Here is a 19,322-nt window from a genome sequence, read left to right on the forward strand (position 1 = left end):
GTGCTTATTCATCAACCAGTTTTTCTTTTGCAATGACAATGCCGTTATTATCCGCATAGAGATAATGACCTGATTGAATGGTGACACCACCAAAATGCAGGCTGATATCAACTTCTCCTACACCCTTACGATTACTTTTTTGTGGAATGGCGGCTAAAGCATGCACCCCTAAATCCAGTTCAGCAATGGCATCTACATCACGGACACAGCCATAAATCACCACACCATTCCAGTGATTTTTGACTGCTGACTCTGCAATTAAGTCTCCCATCAAGGCACAGCGCATCGAAGCACCACCATCCACAACTAATACTTTACCCGTACCATCTGTTGCTAACAGCTCTTTCACCCGAGAGTTATCTTCAAAGCATTTAACCGTAACCACCTGACCACCAAAGGTTTTACGCGCACCATAGCTCCTAAAAAACTTACCATCCATCGATGGACTGACCACTTGTAAATCAAGTTCAGGATGATCATCCAATAAATCGCATGTCACAAATGCTGTCGTCACCACACTTCCCCTCATTTTGTCTTTTGTATGCGTAAATTATCATATATTTCAAATTTCTCGGTCTGCGTTTGGGCAGCCTCGACCATAGTATGAGCCACTTGTTCTGCTGTCACTGGCTTATATTTAAAATGCTTTGGTATAAAATGCGATAGTTTGGTATAAGCCTTTTGGAATATATCTTCCAACATGCGACCTTCATTACGCTGTCCGATCAGTAAGGATGGCTGCAAAATACTGACCTTATATAAATCGAGTCCTCGAATAGTCTCTTCAAGCTCACCTTTGACGCGATTATAGAAAATTTTTGAATTGGCTTGCGCACCCAAGGCACTGATCAACACATAATGGGTTTTGGTCAAAACAAACAACTCAGCAAAATGTGCATTCACCACATAGTCGATGGCATAAAACTGCTCTTTTGAGCCAGCTTTCTTTAAAGTCGTCCCCAAACAACTAAAAGCATGACTGTAGCCCTGAACATCTTCATGGTTAAGTAATAAAAAATCATCCAGCTCCAGTTGCTGAACTTTGTCATACCGATCGAGCTGCACATTATGCTTTCTGACCACAGCCAGTATTTTGCTACAACTTGGCAGTTGTTGTAATTGTTGAATCAGGTTTAAGCCCACCAAACCCGTTGCTCCAATCACAATGGCTTGTTCTATATTTTGTGTCATTTTTATACAAACTCCCATGCAGATGGCTAATCTTACCTTTTCTTTAGAATTTTTATGTATCTTAAATATAGTCAAAGCATGTCAAGACTTGACTTCACTGCGTATATTAATCAAAATATGCCACTTGTTTACGGGCTGGTGATTGTTCTTCTGATGTGGTTTTCAGTTTGAATTTCAGCCCGCCCAGACCAATCTATTTCAAGGAGTGCACGAGTGGCAAACTCTGCTCAAGCTAAAAAACGTGCTCGTCAAAACGTTAAAGCACGCAAACACAACGCAAGCTTACGTTCTATGGTTCGTACTTACATCAAACGTACAGTAGCTGCTATCGCTGCTGGTGATTACGCAGTTGCTTCTGAAGCATACAAAACTGCTGTACCAGTAATCGACCGTATGGCTGATAAAGGCATCATCCATAAGAACAAAGCTGCTCGTCATAAGAGCCGTTTAAATGCACAAGTTAAAGCTTTAGCTAACTAATTTATGCATTAAAAAAAGCCCTTTTTAAAGGGCTTTTTTTGTATCTATTTTTTGAACCTTCACAAGGCGCACACCCTTTTCAGTACATCTATACTTAACAATACGGTTTAAAACCCAAATAAAATCTAGCAAGCGCTCTCTAGCACCCATAAGAACATCTACTTACAAAAAAAGCCCCCTTTAGGGAGCTCTTTTCATTCTATGTTGAATCATTTGCCAGATGAGCAGTGGTTTAATTCAAAGATTGAGCTTTCAAGTTTTTCACTAAAATACCCATGTTTTTTGAGGTTGCCCCAGCCAAAATCAAGCTCGTATTTTGATTCAGCATTGTCCATCTTTGATTGTTATTTCCAGAGCAACTATATCGAATTGCAATCTGACGGTTATTTACCAAATTACCCGAGTTTAGATCTAAGCACTGTCCCGATTGTTTAATAGCAGACGTCGTGGCATCCATTGACCACACTTGTGCTGCATTATTCGCCACACAGTCAGTCAAGGTAACTTTAGCACTTCCTCCATTACCCGTTAAACATTGTCCCATAGCCGCTTTGCTATGGATACGTCCTAAACTGTCATAAACCCACTGCTCGGTCTCATCAGCAGCACAAGCCGACGGGCCACTAATGTAAACATCCATTTTCTGGTTAGATGCCAGCTCTGTTTTTACAAAGTTTTTGTTGTTTTTTAACAAAGTACTTTGTGCAAGTGGATCATCACTCTGTAACCCTAACTCATTTAACAAAGCAAAGAGTTCATGCTTCGCATCTACAAGCTCTTTAGCTAAACCATCATAATTACTATCTACCCAACGATTTAAACGCATCCACCTAGTTTCTTGCTCTTCATAACGCTCAAGTACCTGCTGTGCAGCTAAACTCATCTCATTTTTATACGATTTATAAGCCTGATAAAGCATTAAACCGTTTGGTGACAAAACAATAAGATTGTTCGCCGCCTGATTCAGTAGCTCTCGCTCAAGTAGAGGCAACTCTACATAGCGTAAGGCTTTATAACCCTGTGCTTTACCAATCTTAACGGCAGGTGTAATAGCCGTAGCATATTGGGGAATCACTGTAGTTGATAATAATTTGGCAACAGCATTGGCCTGCTTACAATATAAATCAACTTTTTGAGGGTGATCTGCAAGTGCTAAATTGACATGTAATTTATTGGCATTACTACCTAATCGTGTCGGAGCCAGTGCAATATTGGTCACTGTATTTGGATACTGTACATTTAACCAACATGCAGCCTGATTTAACGCCGTATTTGCAGCGGGTAAATCATAAACATTGCCCCAGTTTGAACGTGCCGCAGGATGGAGTAACCCAACCTGCGCAACAGGGTCATAGCCACCTAAAATGGTCACTACAGGCTCACCAAAAACACGTGGGCGTAGATAGTTTTGATTAGGCAGATACCAGACAGGTGCTGAAGAATTGGGCATCTTCTCTTGAAACACTTCCATTTGCCTAGTCTTAGCATTCCACTTTTTATAACCCGTTGGTGAAGTCTTGTCCCACACTAAGAGTTTATTAAATTGAGGTTGAATTTTTTCGAAGGTGCTGTAACCCGTATAGTGGGTATAACGTGAAACTGAGCTTGATGCATAACCACCAGACATTGCATCTCGGCTATGTGGATATAAACTCAAGAAATTTGCAATTCCTGTAGAAGCAGCCCATAAATCCTTATTATTCCAAATCAAATTACCCCGCATCATATTACGATACGGAATATAACCCCAACCACTGTCCGCATGATGTGACGTCCAGAAATCATTACCCTTCTCCTGCCCAGGATAATGCCCCAATCCATAGTGGTGTCCAATTTCATGACTAAATTCATTCCCAACCGAATCATACAAAGTTAGCATGCCGTTACCACCACTTAAGCCATGATTACTTTCGCCATTGGCATATTTTCCACGACTATGGTGTGCAACTACGGTTTGGGTTAATTGTGGTTGATCTTGATTTACCATCGAAGCACTGGTAATGCCCCAGTTTGCTAGATTAATGCCCACGCTAAATGTCGACTTACCCACGTTTTCACGCATGTCACCCTCATAAACCCCGCCTTGGCTGGCACTTGCCGTATCGTAAATCGTCCCGTCGGCAATCATGACGCGATCTAACTGAATATCATCATATTTTGCAACGATCATTTCAGCAGCTGGAATCGTTTGAAAGTAATCTGAACCTGCCCGAACAGGATCATTCAGCATATAGTGACCATTGGAAATAGGAGGAGCCGTTAACATACTGATACGAATATTATTTAAGACCAACTCTCCCGGAGAGGCAAAATCAATTTTATCTTCCGTAATTTGTCCCTGACGTCCAAGAAAATCTTTGAGCTGAATACGCAAACCTGGACGTATTTCATCCCAATTGAGTCGAGCACTCCACGCACGCTGACTATATTGCACACGCGCACGCTCATCGGTATTGGTTTGATCAGACTGAGGAATCTGAGTTGGATCGTTAAATGTAACTGTGCGGAGCAACTGATTATTCATGTAAATATCAGCACTCAGACCATCAATTTTCCCCATGCTATCAGTTGGCGTAACTAACAATAGCGCTTCTTTTTCCATCGTCAGACGCGGCATTTTTTTACTTTCATTACCATTTGGATCAACCACATGACTCTGACCAAATTGCAGCATTGCTTCGAAGTTACCAGTTAAGTCATTTCGTATCACACGCCTATTGGAATTTGCATCGTAATCAAAATAACCCAATGTATTTACATCAGCCACATCCTGTGTAGGCTCCGCATAGGTTTTCACTACAGGCGTTGTAGAGTTTTCGGTTCCACTCTCTCCACCTCCACACGCAGCAAGCATCAGCGTTACAACACAAAGACTTAGCTTGCAATACAAGAACTCATTCACACTTTTCACATCTTCCCCCAAAATAGTCACAAATAAAATTAAAAAATCATTAATAATTTATATAAATCAAAAGCTTAATTATTTAACACTATTTTCTATTCATATTCAATTTACATAATTTGTCACTTCAGAACATATTTTTTATAAACCTTAAAACTAAAGTCCGAAAAGTAAAAGTTCTGTGACAGGGCTTGAATTTATGAAAAATAATGATGAGTTATACTTTTGAATTTGCACCAATATAGTGCCAATATTTGTCAGTCAATTTTTTAAAAAATAGATATTTCAATTAATTTTCTTTATAAGCACGTAGCTTATTTTAATTTTTAGATCCAAAATGATTAAAATCCCATAAATAAATTATGGTATTCTGTTTTCTTATAATGAAACCACATAGAATGTTCTACTGGGGAATAGCATGATTAATAAATTTCTTCCAACACTTGAAAAATTCCAACCGACAGAACAACAATATATTGAGTATTTTCATGCCAAAGGTGAAAAAGACATACTCGCCAAAGTCATCTCAAATATGCGCGGAACCGCAGAAATTCAGGCCTCTCAGGGCGTTGATGCATGGTTAGGTTATGGCGTTTACTTGCCTGCAATTGAACGTATTTTTGCACTGCACCAAGGGGAAACGGAAGCTGAGTTTTATGACCGTACTCAATATCCAGCCGATGTTGTCAATGCATATACTCTTTCGAATCATGAGATTGCCACGTTAATTGCTGCAGATAAATACAATCGCATTCATCAGCACAGCGTAGCAGTGAATACCTCATTATGGCCTTTAAATGATGAAGGCCTGAGTATCGACTTGCTCGATTTTCCCAATCGACTCAAAGCCAAAATTTAAACTTATGCGATATAGCATTTAATAAGGTTGACGAATGATCGATCTATAAATCTCGTATATTCTTTTTCTCGTTCAAACGAACGCCTAAATGAATGAACGAGATTTATAGCTGATTTTTTATTAATAAACAAAGCACTTACAGATTTTGAAACTCATGAATATTCAGCTCATTCATTTCCCCGCGCCAAATCCATTTCAATTTTGATTCCAAAAACACATCCCCCTCAAACCACACAAAAAGACCTTCCATCATTTTCGGCCAGTCTTCTTTGGTCACAATCGTACGCCCTGAAATAACCGCCAAAATCGCAGCTAAAATCGTGTCATGACTGACCGCAAGGCTCAAACCATAAGGATTGTTCGGATGCGTGTTATATATGAGTTCCAATACATCTACTACGCCATGAATCGGATGCTTCATACCGGGTAAGGCATTATTAACAAAGCTATTAATAAATCCTAGAGCGCCTTGACGCTGAAAATAAGGGCCGGCTTGCTTAATATCCAAAACAAAACTGCCTGGCTCAACCAATAAACCTTGTTCGATAATTTCAATACGGTGGGTATTCGGCTCAAGGGTTTGTCCATCTGCCCCTTGAATCATTAATGCAGCGGTATCAATACAACGTTGAATTGGGCTAGAAATACAGTGTTGTATCACTCGATCCGTATTATCGATCAGATAGGAACCCCATGCCTGTGCCAAATCGCGCCCTTGATGCGTCAACTGTAAATCATAGCCTGCAAGCCCCTGACCCGTAACAACTTCACGAATGGAATGACGTGTAAACAACGTCACTGGTGTTTTTGCATCTGGCAATAAATCGATTGCCTTCAACATACTAGGCGGGAGTAACTCTAAGGCCATAATCACTAGCAACTCAATAATTCAAAAAACACTATAGCACGCTCAGTTTTTAGCTCAAGCCGACGAAGGCATTAGTTCAAGTGCTTGTAATGCCAGTTTTTTCATATCGTTATTTCGATATGCAATAAAACCGCCATTCAGTAAACTCAATCTTTGGTTATATACGAATGGTCGTCCCTGAAAATCAACTAAACCACCACCTATCCGCTCCAATAAACACTGTCCAGCACTGGTATCCCACTCACTCGTTGGGTGAAAGCGCGGGTAAATATCGACTCGGTCTTCCAACACCATGCAGAACTTATATGCACTCCCTGCGCGATACTCTTGAATAGGCGTAAGTTTTTCTAACTGCTCTAAATATACTTGATACTGCGGCTTATTCTGACTACTTTGGCTTAAGCCGACTTGAACAGCACTGTGGTTTTCAACTGGAACATATTCAGACCATACGTCTTTTTCAATATTGTATTTTAAAGGCTGACCTTGTAGTGGACAGAAGTAAATTTGCTGTTCACAAGGAATAGCCAACACAGCAAAGGTTGTATGCTCACCCTCAATAAGACTGAGATTAATGGTGAATTCTGGACGTTGATGCAAAAATTCTTTGGTACCATCTAAAGGATCAAGCATCCAAAAAGACTGCCACTGCTGTCTATGCGCATGCTGCCCTTCTTCAGAAAGAACAGGCAAATGAGGAAAGGTATTGTTCAAAGCATCAGTAATAAATTGATTGACACGATAGTCCGCTTGCGTGACGGGTGAATGATCGGATTTTCGTTCAACTGTAAAATCACCACCTGCAACATAAGCTTGATACTCTGCTCGTAAAATCTCGCACGCTTGAGTCACAATCGGTACAAGTTGCAATATCAGTGCATCTTGAGGTGCAGTTGTGGGCTTAAACATGAGACCGCCTTTTTATTCATTAAGTTATAGATCGAGAAGTTCATCTATTGGGATAGCAGCATGCTGATCGCCTCGTATTCAACGGTATGCTGTCACCTCAGAGTGAGAACACGCGAACACTTTTCAACACTGCCTTAAAAATATTATACGCCTAAGACACTCAGGAAATATCACTCAATTCCAATTCTTCTTTTGACTTTAGGTTGAGTAGTCCAATCAACCTGACTTTACCTTTACAACACCTTAAATATTGAGACTATAGAAAGTCTCAAGCTGACCGTTTCTAATTTGTGCTTACTCTTAACTTCTTTTCAGCTTTATACATCCAAGTGATTTCTTTAGGAAAAATCATCGCGCAAAAAAATCCCACGCATGGGAGCGTGGGATATAAAACAAGAAAAGCTACAGCGCTTTAATTTCAAGTATAGTATAAACCTGTATTTCAAATACATCAATTAAAAAATGCGGTATACCTGCAATTTTTTAAATTACTTTACAGCTACTCGTTTTTATCTGAACACTTCACTTCTAATTGATACTCATCCTGCGTCACTTTGATCTTAATCCTTTGATACTTTCTTTTATTCGGATCCATAGCCGAACTAGCGACTTCATGCAAAAATTTACGATCATTCATAAGCTCGCTATATGCTTTATAACCAATCATAATCTTTTCAGGCTTTTTATTTTTGGAAACTAATTCTTTTAGAATATCGTCTAGTTCATTTGCAGTAACAATTGACATATCGAAGCAACTCAAAATAAAAAAGATTATCCATGAACAATATGATCAAAAGATGTCAGAAATCATCTTTCTCACTATTTTCATTTCAATAGCAAAATGAAAGCCCGATCAGTATCAAAACAAATCGGGCTTTTTGTCTGTAATCACTTAGACCAGAAAGTTATTATAATAAAAAACCTGTTTACCTCTCTCCAAATAAACAGGCTTAACTGCACAAACATCATCTAATCATTATATTTTCATTGCTTTATGTCGCACACTTTACAGCCCAAATATTTCAAACAAATGAAACTTTAGGTTTTTTACACAATTGAATATTTAATCATCATTACGTAAAAAGGTTAACTCATATTCATCGTGCGTAATTTTAATCTTGGTATTACGATAAGTCCGCTTATTTGGATCTAAAGATGAACTCATTACATTTTCTGCAAATTTTTTATTCGACATAAATTTTGCATAGAGCATATAACCAATACGGATTTTTTTAATGGCCTTTTTCTTACCTTTTGCTTCATATTTATCTAAGGTTTCATCTAAAAAATCTAAATTTAATTCACTCATCCATTCCTCTCTATTTTATTGTCATTCGCCACATCTTTTTTAACCGATTCTCGTGTAAATAACCAGCAAAACCACTTTATTTTCATTTTTGTCAGAAAACTTACTTTTATTGTGTTATTGCGCTGGATACGACGAACCTTTCTCCGTCAGCTGAAGGGGTTTAAATTTAGCCTCAAACATTAAAACCACCCTCAGGTGGTTTTAATGTTATCGATTTAAAATGAACATTTGATGAAACAGATTAGATAGACATGAGAGCCGAATAGCTAAGTAGTATTGAAAAGCTGACAAAACCAATGATGCTGTCCGTTGTAATCCATGGCTGATTTAGGTCAGCAGCAACAGTAGAGGTTTTCGATAATAATGACAGCTCTAAGTGTTCTCATCGGATGTTTACAAAAACTCTTCCTTCTCCATAAGGTGAATCATTTCTTATGCTGAAGTTCAATATTGTTGTGGATCAATGTGCGATTAACACATCTTATATGCTCTTACTTAAAAAAATTGAGATCCCATATTCTTCAATTTTTGACAATGGGCTATGCAAATCCGTCATCTTATGCATCTATACGCTATAATTACGTCATATTTGCATAAAGCAAAACTGCTAAATCAGTTGCTAACTGTTTTCTATAGCCATTGCTGAACTTTGAAATATTGGAGATTTTTTGAGTGGAAAAGCCAATTATCATTTTTGATATGGACGGTACATTACTGGATCTTGCCTATGATGATTTTATTTGGAATCATCAGCTTCCTATCCGTTATGCTGAACAACACCAGTGCTCTTTAGAACAAAGTACTCAGGCCCTGTTTCAGTTTTATCAAACCCATAATCATACACTCAATTGGTATTCTACGCGCTTTTGGACAGCTAAAGTTGGCGTAGATACGCTCGCTTTGCAGCAGGAATTTAAGCATAAAGTTAGCCTACGTGAAGGCTGTCTTGAACTTCTCGACTATTTAAAAAGTAACGGCTACCCTTGCTGGCTTGCCACTAATGCGGACTGTGAGGGACTCAAGTTCAAACTCGAACACACGAAACTAGCCTCATATTTCGATGTCATTATTAGCAGCGAAACCCTCGGTCATGCCAAAGAGTTTACTGAGTTTTGGCAACATCTCCATGAACGCCATCCTTTTGCAGCCACACAGTGTTACTTTATCGATGACACTGAAAAAGTATTAAAAGGTGCTGAAAGTTATGGTATTCAAAACCTATTTACCATTGCTCAACCCTCATCACTAGGTCAAAGCAAGACATCCAGCCCTTATCCGATCTTAAATCAGCTCACCGATTTAATTCCTTATTTAGAGCAAGCTGAGGTCACGGCCAAATATGCGTAAATCCACTTTAGCGGAAGATGCTGTAGGCATGCGCATTGACAAATGGTTATGGGCAGCACGTTTTTTTAAAACGCGCTCCATTGCCAAAAATGCAATTGAGGGGGGCAAAGTTCACCACAATGGCGAACGTGTCAAAGTGTCGAGAGAAGTTCGGGTTGGAATGGAACTCACCATACAACAAGGTATTGACAAGAAAACCGTAGTGATCAAAGAACTCTCTGACGTGCGTGGCCCCGCTCCTGTTGCACAAAAATTATATGAAGAAACTGAAGTCAGTATTACACGACGGGAATTGATTGCAAGCCAAAGAAAGTTGCATAATCTAGCTCGACCTGATCATCGTCCAAGTAAAAAAGACCGACGCGATATCAGTAAGTTTAGACAAGAAAATGATCAACAATTTGACCAATATTGGTCTTATAATGATGATGAATGACATGCGTCATATTGTGTCGCACACGATCTGACTTTTATAGAAGATACAGACTAAATCTGTCACTATACTGAGCATATTCAGTAAATATCCGTGACATCGTTTTGAGGTTGTAAGATGGATGATAATAAAAGCAAGGCGCTCAATGCTGCGCTAAGCCAAATTGAAAAGCAGTTTGGTAAAAACACAGTAATGCGTCTTGGCGATAACACCGTACAAGCTGTTGAAGCGGTATCAACGGGTTCTTTGACACTTGATATTGCTCTAGGCATTGGCGGCTTACCAAAAGGTCGTATCGTTGAGATTTATGGTCCTGAATCTTCAGGTAAAACAACCATGACTTTACAAGCGATTGCCGAATGTCAAAAAGCAGGTGGTACATGTGCATTTATTGATGCAGAACACGCTTTAGACCCACAGTATGCGCGTAAACTTGGCGTAGATATTGACAATCTACTGGTTTCTCAGCCTGACCATGGTGAGCAAGCACTTGAAATTGCAGACATGCTGGTTCGCTCTGGTGCCATTGACCTCATCGTTGTCGACTCTGTTGCAGCATTGACACCACGTGCAGAAATTGAAGGTGAAATGGGCGACTCACACATGGGCCTCCAAGCACGTTTAATGAGCCAAGCATTACGTAAAATTACAGGTAATGCAAAACGTTCAAACTGTATGGTAATTTTCATTAACCAAATTCGTATGAAAATTGGTGTAATGTTTGGTAGCCCTGAAACCACGACTGGTGGTAATGCGTTGAAATTCTATGCGTCTGTGCGTTTAGACATTCGTCGCGTAGGTCAGGTCAAAGAAGGCGATGAAATCGTTGGTTCTGAAACCAAAGTGAAAGTTGTCAAAAACAAAATGGCACCTCCATTCCGCGAAGCGCTCTTCCAAATTTTATATGGTAAAGGCGTCAACCACTTGGGCGAACTCGTAGACTTAGCTGTTCAACAAGAAATCGTACAAAAAGCAGGTGCTTGGTATTCATACCAAGGTGATAAAATTGGTCAAGGTAAAAACAATGTGATCCGTCACCTTGAAGAAAACCCTCAGTTGGCTGAAACCATTGAGAAAATCATTCGAGAAAAACTACTGACGACTGCAAACGCTGCGCCTGTAGAAGAGAATGAAGAAGAGCCGGACTTTTTAGATGCTTAATTAAAAGTATCTAAAAAGATTAAATGTTCTTACACGACATTTAGGCTTACACTAAGAAACGCCCTACGGGGCGTTTTGTTTATTCAGATCTATTTCATAGCCGATTATGCCTAATTCAAAATTCCCCAAACTTCTTGACTATGATGCTCTCAAACAACAATTTGGTGAGGAAGAATCCCCTGCTACTCAATACTGCCACACGCAGGTAACACAAGAAACTGCTGCTGCTTTAGATTTTGATGAAGAGAATCAACCCAAACCCACAGGTTTAACAGGTTCCCGTCTACGCTCTTATGCCTTTGCTGTATTAACACGTAAGGAATATTCAAAAGCAGAATTGATTGAGAAACTGGCTACATGGGCGATGCACCGCGAAGAAGTGATTAAACTGGTTGAAGAGCTTTCAGCACAAAACTATCAGAGTGATCAACGTGTGGCTGAGATCACTTTATCGAGCCAAAAGCGCAAAGGCAAAGGCCCTAATCGCATTAAAATGGCGCTTAAAACTAAAAAGATTGACACTGGTTTAATTTTAGAAGAACTGAAAGAAACAGATTGGGTCGAACAAGCCTATCAACTCAAAGTTAGAAAGTATGGAACTGAGGTCGCAACAGATCCAAAACTAAAAGCCAAACAAATCCGTTTTTTAATGTATCGTGGCTTTGAAATGGACGCGATTATGAAAGCGATTAATCGCAGGGTTGATGACTAATCACCATTCGCTCTTGACCAAGCTATACCCAAATCACCTTTATAAATATTGATCTTATATTCACACCCAACATTAACTACATGTAATCGTTAATGAATTATAAAATTATAGCACTCTTAAATAAGTATAAATCAAACCAAACTCAGAAAAGCTTAAATATATACAAGACGTGTAAGATAAAAAATAATGCAATGATTTCTAATGCTTGAAATACATCACGCCCAAAAGAAAAAATACACATGGTAGAGAGCAAAAAGAGGTGAGGAATAGAGTAAATGAATTTTAAAATAAAAGTTAAGGGTAAAGATAATAGGAAATATTACAAATGTAATAACAGTCAATGGACAAGATATTTTTAAATTTGGTCTACATACAATGTATTTGTGTATTGATTATTATATTTTTAATAAATGAATATGGTGGCAACCCTACCAGCAAGACTTCGGCACATCATATTTCTACTACCGTTGCTACCTTCCGGTCCTGGCGGGGTTCGTAGAGTACAATTGCGAAGTAACCGGCAGGGCTACCATTGCAAGAACAGAGTATAGAGATTTTTCCCTAAGTTGCAAGCCTATAAACGACTTTTCAATAAGCATTTCATTCAATTGACTATTTATAAAACAAACTTAAGAAAAATCGCTCAATTATTGGTAACGACTAGGCTACATTCATTTACCTAAATATACGACAACAATGTAAAAGGTTATTGCAATTCATAACGTTGCCGTTTTTAATGAGGGAAATGAATTTTGTTTGATGTGTCCCCCATCAAAGCCTTATAACACGGATATTTTATGATGCTAAAGAAGCATAGCCTATGTGCCCTCACCCTACTTTGCACAACGCCTGTTTTCGCCAATATTCCAATTGAATCTCGCGGCTTAAGCCAAGCAACGAACAATAGTGTCAATCCAACCAGCGTCGCAGTAGACACAGGTGCGAGTGCAACAGCAACCAATATTAATTGGCAAATCATGCAAAAGAACCAACAATTAGAAAATGATTTGCGTAGCTTACGCGGTAAACTTGAAGAGCAAGACAACGAGATCGCTCAACTCAAACATGAGTTGGAAAACCGTTACGCTGACCTAGATCAACGCTTAGAGTTACTTCAGCAAAAAATAGACCCTGAAGCGAGGAATACAACGGAGGATAACCAACAGGATACTCCTCCCAGTAACACCACAATCACCAACGCCAGCAGTAGCACAACCGCGGCCGCAGTAAACAAAGCACCTGTAGTGGTCAGTACGCAAAACACATCAGAGCCATCTGGGCTAGAAAAAGCCGCGTATACTGTCGCATTGGATGCCTATAAGCAAGGTGGTGCGAAGAAAGCGATTGCACCCATGCAAAATTTTATTAAAAACAACCCCAACAGTGTTTACATCAGCAATGCATATTTCTGGTTAGCTGAATTTAATTTAGCGATTGAACCCACCAACTATGCAGAAGCGAAAAAGAACTACGGGATTGTGGCAAACCAATATCCAAACTCTTCGCGTGCGCCTCGAGCCGTCTATCAACTCTACAATATTGCCAAAGAAGTGGATAAAAATACGGCTCAGGCCAACCAATACAAAGCCAAACTCCTTAAACAATATCCCAAGTCTGAAGAAGCCTCTTTCTTTAAAAAGTAATTTTCCTATAGATATAAAAAAAGACACGCGAAGTGTCTTTTTTTTATATTTGGAATAAGCTTAACGCACAATGCCGCGCTCTGACTGTTCTAAGGAGTCAATGAGCAGCTGTGCCTCAGCAACTTCAGGCAAAATTTCTGCACGGATACGTTCTAAAGCTTGCTCTGTCGTCAGACCTTCTTTATAGATCAGTTTAAATGCAGTACGTAAACCTTGAATCACATTTTTGGACCAACCTTTACGACGCATGCCTTCAACATTCATTGCAAAAGCATGTGCAGGATTACCAGAAACCATCACATAAGCAGGTACATCTTTCACAATCAATGATGCACCACCAATCATGCTATAAGAGTCAATCTTACAGAATTGGTGTATACCCGAGTTACCGCCGACAATTACATAGTCACCAACATGAACATGACCAGCTACGCCGACATTGTTTGCAAAAATATTATGATCACCGACCACACAGTCGTGCGCAATATGTGTATTCACCATCAATAAATTATGGCTACCAATCTTGGTTATACCGTGATCCTGAACCGTACCACGGTGTAAACTACAATGTTCACGAATTTTATTATGGTCACCAATTTCTAACCAGGTTTCTTCACCTGCGTATTTTAGATCTTGGCAGACCTCACCCACGCTTGCGAATTGGAAAATTTCATTGTGTTCTCCAATACGTGTATAACCACCGACCACCACATGCGAATGTAACTGCGTACCTGCACCAATAGTGACATTTGGACCAATAATACAATATGGTCCAATCTTTGCATCTGCTGCAATCACGGCAGATGCATCGATGATTGCTGTTGGGTGAATAAATTCGTTATTGCTCATGATTGCTCTATTTTCTGATGCGAAACCATAATTTCCGCAGATGCTGCTACTACACCGTCAACGGTGGCAATACAATTATATTTGTAAATACCACGTTTCTGCATGACCAATTCTGATTTTAACACCAATTGGTCGCCTGCAACGACTTGCTTTTTAAAGCGAACTTTCTCTGCACCTGCAAACAAGAACAAAGAACCTTCACTTGGTTTCTCATCGTTCATGATGAAACCAAGAATACCTGAAACTTGCGCTAATGCTTCGACAATCAAAACACCAGGCATAATTGGATAATTAGGGAAATGGCCTTGAAGAAACTCTTCATTAATAGACACATTTTTATACGCCACAATTCCATTTTCAGTCACATCAACAACACGATCGACCAATAAAAAAGGATAGCGGTGTGGTAAGTACTCACGAATAGTTTGAATCGTCATTGGCAATTCAGGTTTCGTGAAACTAGTAGAATTCGACTCAGTCATCATATTTCTATTTACGCAATTTAATTGTTGATTCAAGGGACTCGATTTGAGCCTGCATATGATCAAGTTTTTTTACCAATTGGGTCAATGGCACATCTGCTAATTGTCTTAAACGAACAACGGTGCGTTTCCACTTTTGATTTTCAAACAGCCCAATTCCTGAAGAATACGTTCCAGCCACAGAAATATTATTTGTGACCATTGACATTCCAGTTAAAGTGACATTATCAACAATATTTAAGTGCCCTGCAATTGCAGACCCACCACCTACGATGCAATTTTTGCCAATGGTTGTACTACCGGCTATTGCAGTATTGGCAGCAAAAGCCGAATTGGCACCAATTTTAGCGTTATGGGCGATTTGCACAAGGTTATCAATAATGACACCATCTTCCAAAATTGTGTCATCCAATGCACCGCGATCAATACTACAATTTGAACCAATCCGTACATCATTTCCAATGATGACCGAACCCAATTGAGCAATTCGATGCCATTTCCCTTGATAAGGGGCAAAACCAAAACCTTCACTACCAATCACAGTATTGGCATGAATACGGACACGATCACCAATTTTGCATGACATCAGATTTACATGCGATTCAATTAAACCACCGCGGCCAATTTCAACCCCATCATGTATGCTGACATGTGAATGGATAATCGTATCATCGCCAACAACGCAATTTTCACCAATGACCACATAATGACCAATATAAGCAGTATCTGAGATGATTGCTGATGGATGTATCTGTGCAGTGCTTTCAATGCCCTGCTCAGTGTGTTTAACCTCAAAAGCATGGGTCAAAATAGCAAAGGCTAAATAAGGATTGGCAACAACAATAAAGTTTTGATGTTCAACCAATCGATCTTTCAGATCAGCTGTAACAATAAATGCTCCAGCTTTAGACTGCTGTGCTTGCTCTAAGTACTTTTCACCATTTACAAATGCAAGATGTCTAGATTCTGCCGAATCTAGACTTGCTAATCCCTTAAGGATTAAATCAGCTTGACCTACACACTCACCTTGGACTAGACGAGCAAGATCTTCTAAGCGGTACTGTTGAGGATTCATTGATTACTTAATTGCGTTAACCTTTTGAATCATTTTATCAGTTAAATCATACTTAGCGTCATAGGCAAGTGCTGAGTTTTTATTCAAAACAACATCTAATTGATTTTCTTTACGCAATTGTTCAGCAACTTGCTTCACACGACCATCAAATACAGTACGTACTTGCTGAATCGAGCTTTGCACACTGTTTTGCATGGTCTGTTGTAAAGTATTGAACTCGTTCATTTTGGTTTGATACTGAGTCACCATTTTTTGCTTATCCGCAGCGCTCAGCTTATCACCTGTTTGTAAACGCTGTTGTAAGTCTTGAAGCTCTTTACTAAGTTGATCAAGCTTCGTACTTTGCGGTTGAATTTTCTGTTGAAAACTCGAATTTTGCTGTTTTAAATAGCTACTATTTTCAACAACACGCTCAAGATCCACTACACCATAGCCAGCAGCATTCACCACTGTAGAAGTTAATGCTGTAAGTGTTAAAGCTGTAAGAAATTTTTTCATATTTATATCTTTCATGTAGAGAAACGGTCGACCTTAGAAGGTACGACCGATTTCAAATTGAATGTTCTTTGTTTCATCGCCATCTTTATCATTCAATGGATATGCATAGCTGAGAGACAATGGACCAATCATCGTAATCCAAGTAAAGCCTACACCCACGCTATAACGCATGTTTGAAACATCAAAACCAAAGTTGTCTTTACAGTATTGTTTCGCATCTATACCTGCATCAGTTTTACTTCCAGTCATATATAACTGACCAGATGGAACATCACACTGCGTATCAAATACTTGCGCGCCTTCGGCAAAGATAACTGGGCGAACCTGACGCGTCCAATCGCCTTTAAATGGCAAAGGCAAAGCCAATTCTGTACCAAATTGGATCAGTGCGTTACCACCCACTTCCTCATAGTCATTATCTTTAGATCTTGATTCACTATAAGTTACGCCTGGATATTTCGGACCTAAGGTACTGTTGTCATAACCACGTACCGAACCAAAACCACCAGCATAGAAGTTTTTATAGAATGGTAAGTCATTACCATAACCCAACTTACCATAGCCACGAAGTACGAAGTCTTTGCCTAATGGGAAGTATGCCTGAGCATCATATGTCAGCTTTTGATATTCAACATCACTACCGGGTAATGCAATTTCACCATTAATACGATGCGACATACCAGATGTCGGGAACACCGGACGGTTTAAGGTGTTATATGACCAACCCAAGTTTAAGTTATACGTTAGGAAATCACCGTTAAATTCATTATCATAATCAACAGTCTGACCATTACATTTCGTACCAGTTATTTTTGTTGGATTAGCAGTATCCTCATACAAGTTTTCTATAGTACCAATACAAACATCTTCAGCTTTGCCAGTTGCCTTACCGCCATGCGCCAACAAGTAATCACGTACATAGGTCGATACATACGGACCTGTGGTGACTTCAGTTTGGTCGATGTTTAAACCCGCACTGACACTTTGGTTTTCATCAATTGGATAACCGAAATTGATACCACCACCAAAACTATCCGTCACATAGTTGTTGACGTTATAGTCTTCATCCAACTTGGTTTTACGGTAGTACATGTTATAACCACGACGTACACCATCAATCGTAAAGTACGGATCAGTCACACTTAGGTTGTAGTAATCTTGTGTTTCTGAGCGTGATAAATCAATAGCAACAGAGTTACCTGTACCCATGAAATTAGTTTGACTTAGACCCGCTTGGAAGGTTATACCGCCGCTTTGCGAGAAACCAACTGCTAAAGTACTGGTACCTGAGTGCTGCTCTTCAACATTAATGTTTAAATCAACCTGGTCGGCTGTGTTCGGAACACGTGCAGGCTTGATATCTACAGTCTTAAAGAAGCCTGTACGCTCTAAACGAACTTTAGATAAATCAATTTTCTCATTACTTGCGAGTGCACCTTCCATTTGGCGCATTTCACGACGTAATACTTCATCCGCAGTTTTCGTGTTGCCGGTAAAGTTAATACGACGCACAGTTACTTGCTGACCTGGATTCACATAATAATTTAAATCCACCAGATGAGTTTCTTTATCAATCTGAGGCACGACGTTCACTTCTGCATAGTAATAACCTGCATTACCGTATTTACGTAGAAGCAACTGTTTAACCGCATTCACTTTTTCTTGTGAATAGATATCGCCATCTTTATATATTTGTAACGCTTTCAGCTCTGCTGGCGTGTATAAAGCATCGCCCAAAAATTTGGTTTCGCCAAATTTAAACTGTTCGCCTTCATCCACTGAAACTTCAACAAAAATATTCTTTTTATCTTCACTTAAATTTAAGCTTGAGTGATTAATATTAAAGTTGATATAGCCTTTGTTTAAATAAAGTGCACGTAAAGACTCTAAGCTTGCAGCCATCTTTTCACGTGCATAACGGTCATTACGTGAAATAATGGACGTCCAACCACTTTCTTTTACCGCAAACGCTTGTTCAATTTCGCTTTCTTTAAATACGGTATTACCAATAATATTAATATCTACAACTTTTGCAGCCTTACCTTCAACAAATTCAATAGTAAGATCTACACGGTTATTCGGCTTCGCTGTTGTCACAACTTTAACATCAGCATCATAACGACCTTGCTGCATGTACTGTTGCTCAAGCTCAGACTCAACCGTCTGTAGCGCTGATTTTTTCAGCACTTCACCTTCGGTAATCCCCATCTTCTTCAAGCCTTCTTCCAAGGCCTCTTTAGGAATGAGTTTATTACCTTTAAATTCAACTTTAGAAATTAGTGGACGTTCGACAACTTTGAAAACCAGCGTATCACCCTGCTTTTCTGTTTTAATGTCATCAAACAAACCTGTTGCATATAAACTACGAATGGCATTGGCAAGTGCTGCATCGCTCACACGATCCCCACTATTCAACGGAATCATTCCATAGACATTTGCTGGCGTTAAACGAACAAGTCCATCAACCTTAATATCACGTACTATATAATCTTCTGCTGCATATACTTGTTGTACTGTTGCCATAGCACTGATGAGCGCCAAAGGCATAAATAAATGTGTGTGCTGCATGCCAGTTTTTTCCGATGTAAAATTTAATTCCGTATC

19 protein-coding genes and 1 other RNA gene are annotated in these 19,322 nt (G+C 39.4%); 7 read left to right on the plus strand and 13 right to left on the minus strand.

Going from position 1 to position 19,322, the window contains the following annotated elements:
- Positions 1-4: 4 nt before the first annotated feature.
- Both rraA and HUK62_RS10905 read right to left on the minus strand, forming a co-directional pair.
- Entirely contained in the window at positions 5-517 is a 513-nt protein-coding gene (gene rraA / locus HUK62_RS10900; protein WP_125281733.1) for a ribonuclease E activity regulator RraA, read from the minus strand.
- A gap of 8 nt (positions 518-525) precedes the next feature.
- Entirely contained in the window at positions 526-1,191 is a 666-nt protein-coding gene (locus HUK62_RS10905; RefSeq protein WP_010326976.1) for a nucleoside-diphosphate sugar epimerase, read from the minus strand.
- A 213-nt stretch (positions 1,192-1,404) separates the two neighbouring features.
- Between HUK62_RS10905 and rpsT the strand changes: the two genes are divergently transcribed.
- Entirely contained in the window at positions 1,405-1,671 is a 267-nt protein-coding gene (rpsT, locus tag HUK62_RS10910) for a 30S ribosomal protein S20 (RefSeq protein ID WP_004696602.1), read from the plus strand.
- A gap of 232 nt (positions 1,672-1,903) precedes the next feature.
- Here rpsT and HUK62_RS10915 read toward each other — a convergent pair whose 3' ends face one another.
- Positions 1,904-4,525: a M66 family metalloprotease gene (locus HUK62_RS10915; protein ID WP_176538482.1), complete on the minus strand. Its 2,622-nt coding sequence runs from the start codon at positions 4,523-4,525 to the stop codon at positions 1,904-1,906.
- Positions 4,526-4,991: 466 nt separating this feature from the next.
- Here HUK62_RS10915 and HUK62_RS10920 point away from each other — a divergent pair, with 466 nt between their 5' ends.
- On the plus strand, positions 4,992-5,432 hold the full coding sequence (locus tag HUK62_RS10920; protein ID WP_058951778.1) for a hypothetical protein: 441 nt from the start codon (positions 4,992-4,994) through the stop codon (positions 5,430-5,432).
- Between the two features lie 136 nt (positions 5,433-5,568).
- On the opposite strand, the gene HUK62_RS10925 is transcribed toward HUK62_RS10920, so the two are convergent.
- The 4 genes from HUK62_RS10925 to HUK62_RS10940 all read right to left on the minus strand — a co-directional run bounded on the left by HUK62_RS10925 (position 5,569) and on the right by HUK62_RS10940 (position 8,518).
- The gene (locus tag HUK62_RS10925) at positions 5,569-6,300 is read right to left on the minus strand and encodes a histidine phosphatase family protein (RefSeq protein ID WP_078388778.1); all 732 of its coding nucleotides are present in this window, start codon (positions 6,298-6,300) and stop codon (positions 5,569-5,571) included.
- Positions 6,301-6,354: 54 nt separating this feature from the next.
- Complete coding sequence (locus HUK62_RS10930; protein WP_078424905.1) at positions 6,355-7,209, minus strand: 3'(2'),5'-bisphosphate nucleotidase CysQ; 855 nt, start codon at positions 7,207-7,209, stop codon at positions 6,355-6,357.
- Positions 7,210-7,708: 499 nt separating this feature from the next.
- A complete protein-coding gene (locus HUK62_RS10935) occupies positions 7,709-7,954 on the minus strand; it encodes a hypothetical protein (protein ID WP_126036987.1) in 246 nt (81 codons plus the stop codon).
- A gap of 318 nt (positions 7,955-8,272) precedes the next feature.
- Positions 8,273-8,518 carry a hypothetical protein gene (locus HUK62_RS10940; protein ID WP_004696593.1) on the minus strand — a complete coding sequence of 82 codons (246 nt, stop codon included), beginning with the start codon at positions 8,516-8,518 and terminating at the stop codon, positions 8,273-8,275.
- A gap of 672 nt (positions 8,519-9,190) precedes the next feature.
- On the opposite strand from HUK62_RS10940, the gene HUK62_RS10945 reads away from it, so the two are divergent.
- The 4 genes from HUK62_RS10945 to HUK62_RS10960 all read left to right on the plus strand — a co-directional run bounded on the left by HUK62_RS10945 (position 9,191) and on the right by HUK62_RS10960 (position 12,171).
- Positions 9,191-9,865 carry an HAD-IA family hydrolase gene (locus HUK62_RS10945; RefSeq protein ID WP_004981908.1) on the plus strand — a complete coding sequence of 225 codons (675 nt, stop codon included), beginning with the start codon at positions 9,191-9,193 and terminating at the stop codon, positions 9,863-9,865.
- Complete coding sequence (locus HUK62_RS10950) at positions 9,858-10,301, plus strand: S4 domain-containing protein (RefSeq protein WP_004696588.1); 444 nt, start codon at positions 9,858-9,860, stop codon at positions 10,299-10,301. Before HUK62_RS10945 ends, HUK62_RS10950 begins: the two co-directional genes overlap by 8 nt.
- Positions 10,302-10,415: 114 nt before the next feature.
- Entirely contained in the window at positions 10,416-11,459 is a 1,044-nt protein-coding gene (gene recA / locus HUK62_RS10955) for a recombinase RecA (RefSeq protein WP_005401034.1), read from the plus strand.
- 106 nt (positions 11,460-11,565) lie between these two features.
- The gene (locus HUK62_RS10960) at positions 11,566-12,171 is read left to right on the plus strand and encodes a regulatory protein RecX (RefSeq protein ID WP_176537859.1); all 606 of its coding nucleotides are present in this window, start codon (positions 11,566-11,568) and stop codon (positions 12,169-12,171) included.
- Between the two features lie 426 nt (positions 12,172-12,597).
- On the opposite strand, the gene ffs is transcribed toward HUK62_RS10960, so the two are convergent.
- An RNA gene (ffs, locus tag HUK62_RS10965) (signal recognition particle sRNA small type) lies at positions 12,598-12,694 on the minus strand.
- A gap of 274 nt (positions 12,695-12,968) precedes the next feature.
- Here ffs and HUK62_RS10970 point away from each other — a divergent pair.
- Entirely contained in the window at positions 12,969-13,814 is an 846-nt protein-coding gene (locus HUK62_RS10970; RefSeq protein WP_125273304.1) for a YbgF trimerization domain-containing protein, read from the plus strand.
- A gap of 60 nt (positions 13,815-13,874) precedes the next feature.
- On the opposite strand, the gene lpxA is transcribed toward HUK62_RS10970, so the two are convergent.
- The 5 genes from lpxA to bamA are packed head-to-tail and all read right to left on the minus strand — an operon-like array spanning position 13,875 to position 19,286.
- Positions 13,875-14,663, minus strand: a complete 789-nt coding sequence (lpxA, locus tag HUK62_RS10975) for an acyl-ACP--UDP-N-acetylglucosamine O-acyltransferase (protein ID WP_125273303.1) — start codon at positions 14,661-14,663, stop codon at positions 13,875-13,877.
- Positions 14,660-15,145 carry a 3-hydroxyacyl-ACP dehydratase FabZ gene (gene fabZ / locus HUK62_RS10980; protein ID WP_125273302.1) on the minus strand — a complete coding sequence of 162 codons (486 nt, stop codon included), beginning with the start codon at positions 15,143-15,145 and terminating at the stop codon, positions 14,660-14,662. Before fabZ ends, lpxA begins: the two co-directional genes overlap by 4 nt.
- Positions 15,146-15,152: 7 nt before the next feature.
- The gene (gene lpxD, locus HUK62_RS10985; RefSeq protein ID WP_125273301.1) at positions 15,153-16,220 is read right to left on the minus strand and encodes a UDP-3-O-(3-hydroxymyristoyl)glucosamine N-acyltransferase; all 1,068 of its coding nucleotides are present in this window, start codon (positions 16,218-16,220) and stop codon (positions 15,153-15,155) included.
- Positions 16,221-16,223: 3 nt separating this feature from the next.
- The gene (locus tag HUK62_RS10990; protein WP_125273300.1) at positions 16,224-16,718 is read right to left on the minus strand and encodes an OmpH family outer membrane protein; all 495 of its coding nucleotides are present in this window, start codon (positions 16,716-16,718) and stop codon (positions 16,224-16,226) included.
- Positions 16,719-16,751: 33 nt separating this feature from the next.
- Positions 16,752-19,286: an outer membrane protein assembly factor BamA gene (bamA, locus tag HUK62_RS10995; RefSeq protein ID WP_176537860.1), complete on the minus strand. Its 2,535-nt coding sequence runs from the start codon at positions 19,284-19,286 to the stop codon at positions 16,752-16,754.
- Positions 19,287-19,322 lie beyond the last annotated feature (36 nt).

The organism is Acinetobacter sp. NEB 394, from assembly GCF_013374795.1.
GTDB lineage: Bacteria > Pseudomonadota > Gammaproteobacteria > Pseudomonadales > Moraxellaceae > Acinetobacter > Acinetobacter johnsonii.

Bases quoted from the DNA above. Each gene is read 5' to 3' on its own strand.
- HUK62_RS10905 (WP_010326976.1), bottom strand. From the start codon at position 1,191: ATGACACAAAATATAGAACAAGCCATTGTGATTGGAGCAACGGGTTTG.
- HUK62_RS10915 (WP_176538482.1), bottom strand. From the start codon at position 4,525: ATGCTTGCTGCGTGTGGAGGTGGAGAGAGTGGAACCGAAAACTCTACA.
- HUK62_RS10920 (WP_058951778.1), top strand. From the start codon at position 4,992: ATGATTAATAAATTTCTTCCAACACTTGAAAAATTCCAACCGACAGAA.
- HUK62_RS10925 (WP_078388778.1), bottom strand. From the start codon at position 6,300: ATGGCCTTAGAGTTACTCCCGCCTAGTATGTTGAAGGCAATCGATTTA.
- HUK62_RS10930 (WP_078424905.1), bottom strand. From the start codon at position 7,209: ATGTTTAAGCCCACAACTGCACCTCAAGATGCACTGATATTGCAACTT.
- HUK62_RS10935 (WP_126036987.1), bottom strand. From the start codon at position 7,954: ATGTCAATTGTTACTGCAAATGAACTAGACGATATTCTAAAAGAATTA.
- HUK62_RS10940 (WP_004696593.1), bottom strand. From the start codon at position 8,518: ATGAGTGAATTAAATTTAGATTTTTTAGATGAAACCTTAGATAAATAT.
- HUK62_RS10950 (WP_004696588.1), top strand. From the start codon at position 9,858: ATGCGTAAATCCACTTTAGCGGAAGATGCTGTAGGCATGCGCATTGAC.
- recA (WP_005401034.1), top strand. From the start codon at position 10,416: ATGGATGATAATAAAAGCAAGGCGCTCAATGCTGCGCTAAGCCAAATT.
- HUK62_RS10960 (WP_176537859.1), top strand. From the start codon at position 11,566: ATGCCTAATTCAAAATTCCCCAAACTTCTTGACTATGATGCTCTCAAA.
- HUK62_RS10970 (WP_125273304.1), top strand. From the start codon at position 12,969: ATGATGCTAAAGAAGCATAGCCTATGTGCCCTCACCCTACTTTGCACA.
- lpxA (WP_125273303.1), bottom strand. From the start codon at position 14,663: ATGAGCAATAACGAATTTATTCACCCAACAGCAATCATCGATGCATCT.
- fabZ (WP_125273302.1), bottom strand. From the start codon at position 15,145: ATGACTGAGTCGAATTCTACTAGTTTCACGAAACCTGAATTGCCAATG.
- lpxD (WP_125273301.1), bottom strand. From the start codon at position 16,220: ATGAATCCTCAACAGTACCGCTTAGAAGATCTTGCTCGTCTAGTCCAA.
- HUK62_RS10990 (WP_125273300.1), bottom strand. From the start codon at position 16,718: ATGAAAAAATTTCTTACAGCTTTAACACTTACAGCATTAACTTCTACA.
- bamA (WP_176537860.1), bottom strand. From the start codon at position 19,286: ATGCAGCACACACATTTATTTATGCCTTTGGCGCTCATCAGTGCTATG.